This is a genomic window from Halarchaeum acidiphilum MH1-52-1 (assembly GCF_000474235.1).
GTDB lineage: Archaea > Halobacteriota > Halobacteria > Halobacteriales > Halobacteriaceae > Halarchaeum > Halarchaeum acidiphilum.
Map to the genome: position 1 here is coordinate 1 of NZ_BATA01000149.1, position 995 is coordinate 995.

The window sequence follows — 995 nt, forward strand, 5'->3', positions numbered from 1 at the left end:
AAAGCTCGACCAAAAGCGGCAGCGACCACCGTCCGGTGGCCTCGCCGCCTCGCACCTATCGGCGCGAGTGGAGCGCCTTGTATTAGCCCGCTCCGCCTCCGCTCCGCCACCACTACGCCCGCTCTTCCTCCCCCTCCGTCTCCGCTTCGCTCTCCGCCTCCGCTCGCTCCCGTCCCGCAGCCAGTTCGCGGTCGATGTCGTCCGCGCCGTCGGTCTCCGCGACGGTGAGCACGTTCCCGCCGCCGGGATCGACCACGACGACATCCGCTCCCTCCTCGATCGGGTCGGCACCGTCGAGGGTCCGCGCGGCGTAGGTCGGATCGAAGCCGCCACCCTCCGTCAGTCGCACCTGCCCCGCCGCGCTCGTGACGCGTTCGGTGACGACGGCGTGCGCGCCCCGGAGCGACGTCGATCCCTCCGTCTTCCCGCGGCCGCTCCCCTCGTAGAGTTCGAGATTCCGGTATCCCCAGAGCGCGAGCGCGCCGACGACGAAGACGAGGACCGCGAGGACGATCGGCGTCGCGATCCCCGGCAGAAGGACGCCGACGAGACCCGCGGCGAGGAGTGCGACGCCGATGACGACGAAGTGCGCGCCGGGCGCGAACGCCTCCGCGATGCAGAGCGCGACGCCCGCGACCACGAGGACGAGCGAGAGCGACGCCCCGAATAGGTTCGCCATACGCGTACGTCGGCGGCGACCGGGAAGAACGTTGCCCGCGATCTTTTGCTGCGCTCGCTTCGCTCGCTAACAAAAGCTCGACCAAAAGTCTTTGAGCCTCCCTCCGGTCGGCTCTCGACCTCGCACCGATCGGTGCGAGTGAACCGCGCGACTACCGGGTCCTTCGGTCCGCTCGTCGCGCGGAAGCCGGCAACCTAGAACGTTCGGTAGATATGGGAAAATTGAAAGTATAATTATCTTATGGTTTGACCTCGCACACAGTTGTCTCTTCGTCGGTCTGGTCACCGCGGCTACCGTTTAGCTGATTGAGGCGCTA

The 995-nt window shown here is 67.1% G+C and carries 1 protein-coding gene; it reads right to left on the reverse strand.

Annotated elements, in window-relative coordinates; all coding sequences use genetic code 11:
- Positions 1-112: 112 nt before the first annotated feature.
- On the reverse strand, positions 113-679 hold the full coding sequence (locus tag AOZ13_RS13610; RefSeq protein WP_020222930.1) for an NfeD family protein: 567 nt from the start codon (positions 677-679) through the stop codon (positions 113-115).
- Positions 680-995: the final 316 nt, after the last annotated feature.